At 54.4% G+C, this 4,648-nt stretch carries 6 protein-coding genes; 3 read left to right on the forward strand and 3 right to left on the reverse strand.

Annotation, left to right across the window (positions count from 1 at the left end; genetic code table 11):
• The first annotated feature begins 74 nt into the window (after positions 1–74).
• The 3 genes from ACGYK7_RS18895 to ACGYK7_RS18905 all read left to right on the forward strand — a co-directional run bounded on the left by ACGYK7_RS18895 (position 75) and on the right by ACGYK7_RS18905 (position 1,724).
• A complete protein-coding gene (locus ACGYK7_RS18895) occupies positions 75–416 on the forward strand; it encodes a 5-formyltetrahydrofolate cyclo-ligase (protein WP_394403927.1) in 342 nt (113 codons plus the stop codon).
• A 212-nt stretch (positions 417–628) separates the two neighbouring features.
• The gene (locus ACGYK7_RS18900) at positions 629–952 is read left to right on the forward strand and encodes a hypothetical protein (protein WP_322346420.1); all 324 of its coding nucleotides are present in this window, start codon (positions 629–631) and stop codon (positions 950–952) included.
• Positions 953–1,100: 148 nt separating this feature from the next.
• Entirely contained in the window at positions 1,101–1,724 is a 624-nt protein-coding gene (locus tag ACGYK7_RS18905) for a hypothetical protein (protein WP_394403928.1), read from the forward strand.
• Between the two features lie 47 nt (positions 1,725–1,771).
• Here ACGYK7_RS18905 and ACGYK7_RS18910 read toward each other — a convergent pair whose 3' ends face one another.
• The 3 genes from ACGYK7_RS18910 to ACGYK7_RS18920 form a co-directional block, all read right to left on the reverse strand.
• Positions 1,772–2,608 (reverse strand): sulfotransferase family protein, encoded by an 837-nt coding sequence (locus tag ACGYK7_RS18910; RefSeq protein ID WP_394403929.1) that lies wholly within the window; start codon positions 2,606–2,608, stop codon positions 1,772–1,774.
• A 32-nt stretch (positions 2,609–2,640) separates the two neighbouring features.
• Positions 2,641–4,047 carry a sulfotransferase family 2 domain-containing protein gene (locus tag ACGYK7_RS18915; protein ID WP_394403930.1) on the reverse strand — a complete coding sequence of 469 codons (1,407 nt, stop codon included), beginning with the start codon at positions 4,045–4,047 and terminating at the stop codon, positions 2,641–2,643.
• Between the two features lie 217 nt (positions 4,048–4,264).
• Complete coding sequence (locus ACGYK7_RS18920) at positions 4,265–4,390, reverse strand: hypothetical protein (RefSeq protein ID WP_394403931.1); 126 nt, start codon at positions 4,388–4,390, stop codon at positions 4,265–4,267.
• Between the last annotated feature and the right edge of the window lie 258 nt (positions 4,391–4,648).

Raw genomic sequence — 4,648 nt, forward strand, 5'->3', positions numbered from 1 at the left:
ACCGTTAAACAGTTCATAGGCAGTCAAATTGTCGGGCATTAAAGCGTGACGGCTTCAAACGAATAGAGAGCATTTTGCCGATCGTCACGGAACAACACGCCCCCTTGAGCTTTCGCATCTGGCAGCCAGGCTGCGCAATGCGCCGCGGTGTCTGGAACATTCCGGTACCCGCAAGCGGCGCGGAAGCGGTGCCGGACCTCGTGATCTCGCCCCTGTTGGGCGTGGATCAAACCTGTTTTCGACTTGGCAATGGCGGGGGATATTACGACCGAACCCTGGCGCAACTTAATCCTCTAACAAAGGTTATCGGCGTCGGATTTTCCCATTGCCTCATGCCAACAATTTTTCCAATGCCATGGGATATCCCAATGAGCAGTGTCGTCCTTTCTGATGGAACGGCGTTTGATCGGCCATAGCTTCGCAGAGTTCAAAAGCCGCCACCTTAACCGACACACTGAGTAAGCTGGGTGGTATCGCCGGGCATATTGCAATCCTGAACCCATGCGGGGCCTTCCATTCAACCGAATGCCCAAACCATCCCGGGGCAGATAACAAATTCCATGGTAGAGGCCGGCCAACTCATGCTAAGAAATATTCAATGATACAGTGGATTTACGGGGAATAGGCCATGAGCTTCAAGCTAACGATTGACGCCGAGGAAGAGGCCCTTTCTCTCAAAGTCAGCGGCTTTGACACAAAAGGTCGCGCGCTGATCCAAGCCCGGTTGGCAGAAGTCGCAGAGCTTCTCGAAGAAATTCTATCTTCTGATGAAGCCGCAAACCGTCTCACAGATGCAGAGCTCACGCGGTTAGAGCCAAGCCTCGCGGCGCTCGAGCTAAAGTACAAAATTCTTTTGCACCAGGCTGGTGAGCTGGCGCAGGCCGCTAAAGGGATCGCCCAAGGCCATGAGACAATTTCTCAGCACGGGTTTCCGGAGCTGGATGATGCCTGAGCAAAGAACGGCGACTGTCCACTTTGGGGCAAACCGTATCGCGACTGGCTTTATAGAATGCATATCAAACCACTTGGGTAAGGTCTTACTAAGTACGTCGACCAAAGCCATCACGCGCCACGAGTACGTTGAGCACTTTAGAGCGACCATGACCGCCTCAGACAAGCTGGGCCTTCTACAGGGGGCTGTTGAGCCTGTTCTAAGAAACAAAAAAGCTCTCGATGCCTTTAAGCACATCGTCATCAGCGAACACGCCCTTCTCGGACCGGTAAGCGATATGCTGACCAAAAAGACAATGTTCCCTAAAGCCAAGCGTAGAGCTCAAAACCTCGACAATGCTTTTTCCGACCGCCAGCTGCATCTGCATTTAGCAATCGCCCCTCAAGCAGAATGCTGGACATATCTGCTGGCGGATGATGACATCTCCCCCGGTCCTTCTGACCGCGCCGTGCCAGTTCATGCTTGGGCCGACTTGGTGTCTCGCATCACGACTGCCTGCCCCAGAGCCACCCTAACAGTCTGGAATTTTGAGCAGCCCCATCAGGTCAGGCTACCGTTTTTAGCAGCCCTGCTTGATATAGATGTTGAGCTTATTGATCCTCAAACCCGCAAAGCCGTGTCGCAAGAGGCCTGTCATCACCTTAAAAGCGCAAAGCTTCTCAGCAAAATTGTTCAAATCGACGAAGAGCTACAAACACGCATGGATGCCCAGTATGAGCTCGACCTGATCAGGATTGACGCCATGTCGAAGGTCACCTTGCGTAACGGGTGAGGCCAAGTTCGCCCCGCGCCACGTCAGCCCACGTTCCATGCTCTTTTTTAGGTGTCTTGATAGAAGTTTTCGCCAAAATGGCTTCGAAGAAACGCCGCCTGGGGCGCGGCCAGCTCCTCCAAACGCTCAATGACATAGTCAGGCAACTGCAGCGGTGCCGTTTGATGGACCCTTTCAGCAGCTTGAGGGTACTCAGAGGAAGCCAAGCCACAATGATGCTCAATCTTGCGCAGAAGGCTCAACGGTTCTTTGCCGATTTGTCCGTAGGGTAAGTACAGCAATTGATCGTCTGTAAAACGTGCGCTCCACCGCGGCACATTGTTCAGATAATCTCCGCGCGTACGAAGCGCAGGCATGTCTAAGAGCGCCTCCCACTCTTTTGGCGATGCAGGCAGTTTTTTTCCGCGGTGCGCATTCATGCGCAGCTGAGACTTCAACCGGTCCAAGGGGTTACGGATGAGGTAGATCAGTTTACTCTGCGGCAGAAAGCGCTTGAAAAAGTCCACGCCCTCATCCGGAATACATGAGTACTCCGGCGTGACATCGAGACATTTTTGATCCTCCGGCGCTCGGGAAAAAATGTACTTATACCACGTGCCGTTCAAAATGGGCGCGGTCTGAAGACGATCAAGATATGCCAGATAGGCCTCATCTGGGGGTGAGGCGCTTGCAAGATGGCGCGCGCGCGCCCCCTGAAGTCCCTGTTTGACATGCCACGGCGCCCACCGCCGGCATTCAGCAATGAACTTATGGTCAAAAAAATGCAGTTCCTTGAACGGCGGTACCCAAATGTCCCGTCTGGTTGCCAAAGTGACATGTAACCAAGATGTGCCTGCCTTCTGCGCGCCGATACACAGGATATCGGGTTTGCGACCTTTGTTCATATCACGTCCTGCCTGCCAGGCTCACCACCGGCTCAAACATTATTCTTCATAATCCGCTGTAGCCGCTCTTTGATTTTATCGTCTACCAGAGGCGCGGCCTTCACCCCCGATATACGCTTGAACCGCCGATAGACGCTTGGGCCAAGCTTTAGGCGTTCAATCACTTCCATCAGGACCTTTCCGGCCGTCGGTTCCGATGCCGCCACCTTCGCTGAGCGCGCAAACATATTGTCGATCATATCCCCCTTCTCCACCCAATAGGTGAGCATGCCGTCAAACAATGCCCCTCCCGATGAGAAGCGTCTGCGCGGGGGCCACGGACGCTTTGGGTAGAACAGTTTAAGCTCGCTCTCATGCAGCTTCGCCGTATTTGCGTAGATACTGGCACTCATTCCAACAGCACGTTCTCCGGAACTTCGGCCCAAATCGGCGACCGTATCAGCGATCGACACCAACCAGCGTAGGGAAAGCTCTGACCGGATCACCTCAAACTGTTCATCCAAGATCCGCCAAAAGAGCCTAAGGGCACTCTCGCAGCTCGGATCCCTGCGCAGCACGACGATCGTACAGGCCAGCAGGTGCGCGAGACGAGAGGCCCCAGAAAACTCCGGCTGAAGCTTCTGAAAATGAGCTACCAGATCTTTTGACCGCCCCGCCCAAGCCCCCGTTGGAGAGCCCGGGATAATCTCATCGGCGAAAGGCTCAAGCACAGAGCTCTCATCAGGCAGCGCTTGCGCAGCATCTTTCAGAAAGATCTTTTCGTCCGAGAAATAAGCGGGCCAAAGATCGTAGACCGTCCTGTCCTTAGGCCTCAAAGGTTCGAAGTTGTATCTTCTTTTTGCGGCTTCAGGGCGACCGGACGCATACCCCAAAAAGCGATAGTCATCCGCAAACAGGCGCATGAAGCGCTCTTTTTCCTCCGGCCGCCACCGCTCCTCGTGTTCTTGCCCGCTCCGAGACGCGCGAAGTCGCGGCAGTTCTGCTGCGATCCCGAAGTTCGCACAAAACGCCCCAAAATCCTCTTCGAGGGTTTCGAACCGAAGAACCGTGTCTGCATAAAACAAACAGTTAAACGGATGGGTCTGGGGAATGATATGATGTTTGAAGTTCCAAGGGATGTCCCGATGACTACGGTCATGGCCAACCCACGGGTCTTCCAACACGTCGAGCGCTTGCGAGATGGACAGATCAGGCCATCGCGGCTCGGCGTAATAGTCCCCCTCCAACTGATTGCCGAACTTGAACATCCGGAAAGCAGAAAGAAATCGAGCTTTAGGCTCGCGAACAACCGTCAGGCTGGGTCGGTCTCGGAAGCGCTCCGGCACATGACCAAAGTACCGTCCTTCAAGCTTCCCAAGCGCTTCGCGCACCGATGTGCCGCCGGTTTTGGGCAGGTGGATGAAAACAATACGCGGCTTGTCGATTATGAAATTTGTCATCTCTTCCTGGCTTAACCTTGGAGCCGGTACATGGGCCGCTTATCCAAACATCGAATAAAAAACGCGCAGTGTACAGAAACCCAGAGCCGCAAACACAACTTCGCCCCAGCCGATAAATGGGCCTACCGGCGAACCAGCATCGCATGGGCTCGTCCTTGCCCCCTGACCAATAGGAACCGGTCGGAGAGGCTTCCAGTATCACAGCAGGGGCACGGGCTCACCTTGCGGCATTGACCCCAAAAACCTGATGCGTTTCGTCTGGCATCCGCTCTTCGAACGCGGCCTCCTCGGCACCGTCGATCACAGTGTCGAAATCACCGATGGTGAGACGCAGCAGCAGCACTGCGTCGGCCAGACAAAATCGACTTACTACTGGCAGCGAACTGATAGGCCTTATCAGCGTAGAAATAATACCACGCCAAGGCATTCTCTCACAGTAAAACACCCCGAACTGAACTCCGCATCCTGACAGGGAACAAGCCATAAGCATTTACTGTCAGAGGCCTCCGCGGGGGGCTTTGGTAAAAAGATGGGGCACGATCATCTGATCGTAGCAACCCCATCTGCAGCCGCCTATGCGGCGGAGAAAGCTGGGCCCGGC

Source organism: Sulfitobacter sp. 1A15299 (assembly GCF_043556915.1).
Lineage (GTDB): Bacteria > Pseudomonadota > Alphaproteobacteria > Rhodobacterales > Rhodobacteraceae > Sulfitobacter.

Excerpts from the sequence above, each read along its gene's own strand:
- ACGYK7_RS18900 (WP_322346420.1), top strand. The coding sequence starts at position 629 with ATGAGCTTCAAGCTAACGATTGACGCCGAGGAAGAGGCCCTTTCTCTC.
- ACGYK7_RS18910 (WP_394403929.1), bottom strand. The coding sequence starts at position 2,608 with ATGAACAAAGGTCGCAAACCCGATATCCTGTGTATCGGCGCGCAGAAG.
- ACGYK7_RS18905 (WP_394403928.1), top strand. The coding sequence starts at position 1,101 with ATGACCGCCTCAGACAAGCTGGGCCTTCTACAGGGGGCTGTTGAGCCT.
- ACGYK7_RS18915 (WP_394403930.1), bottom strand. The coding sequence starts at position 4,047 with ATGACAAATTTCATAATCGACAAGCCGCGTATTGTTTTCATCCACCTG.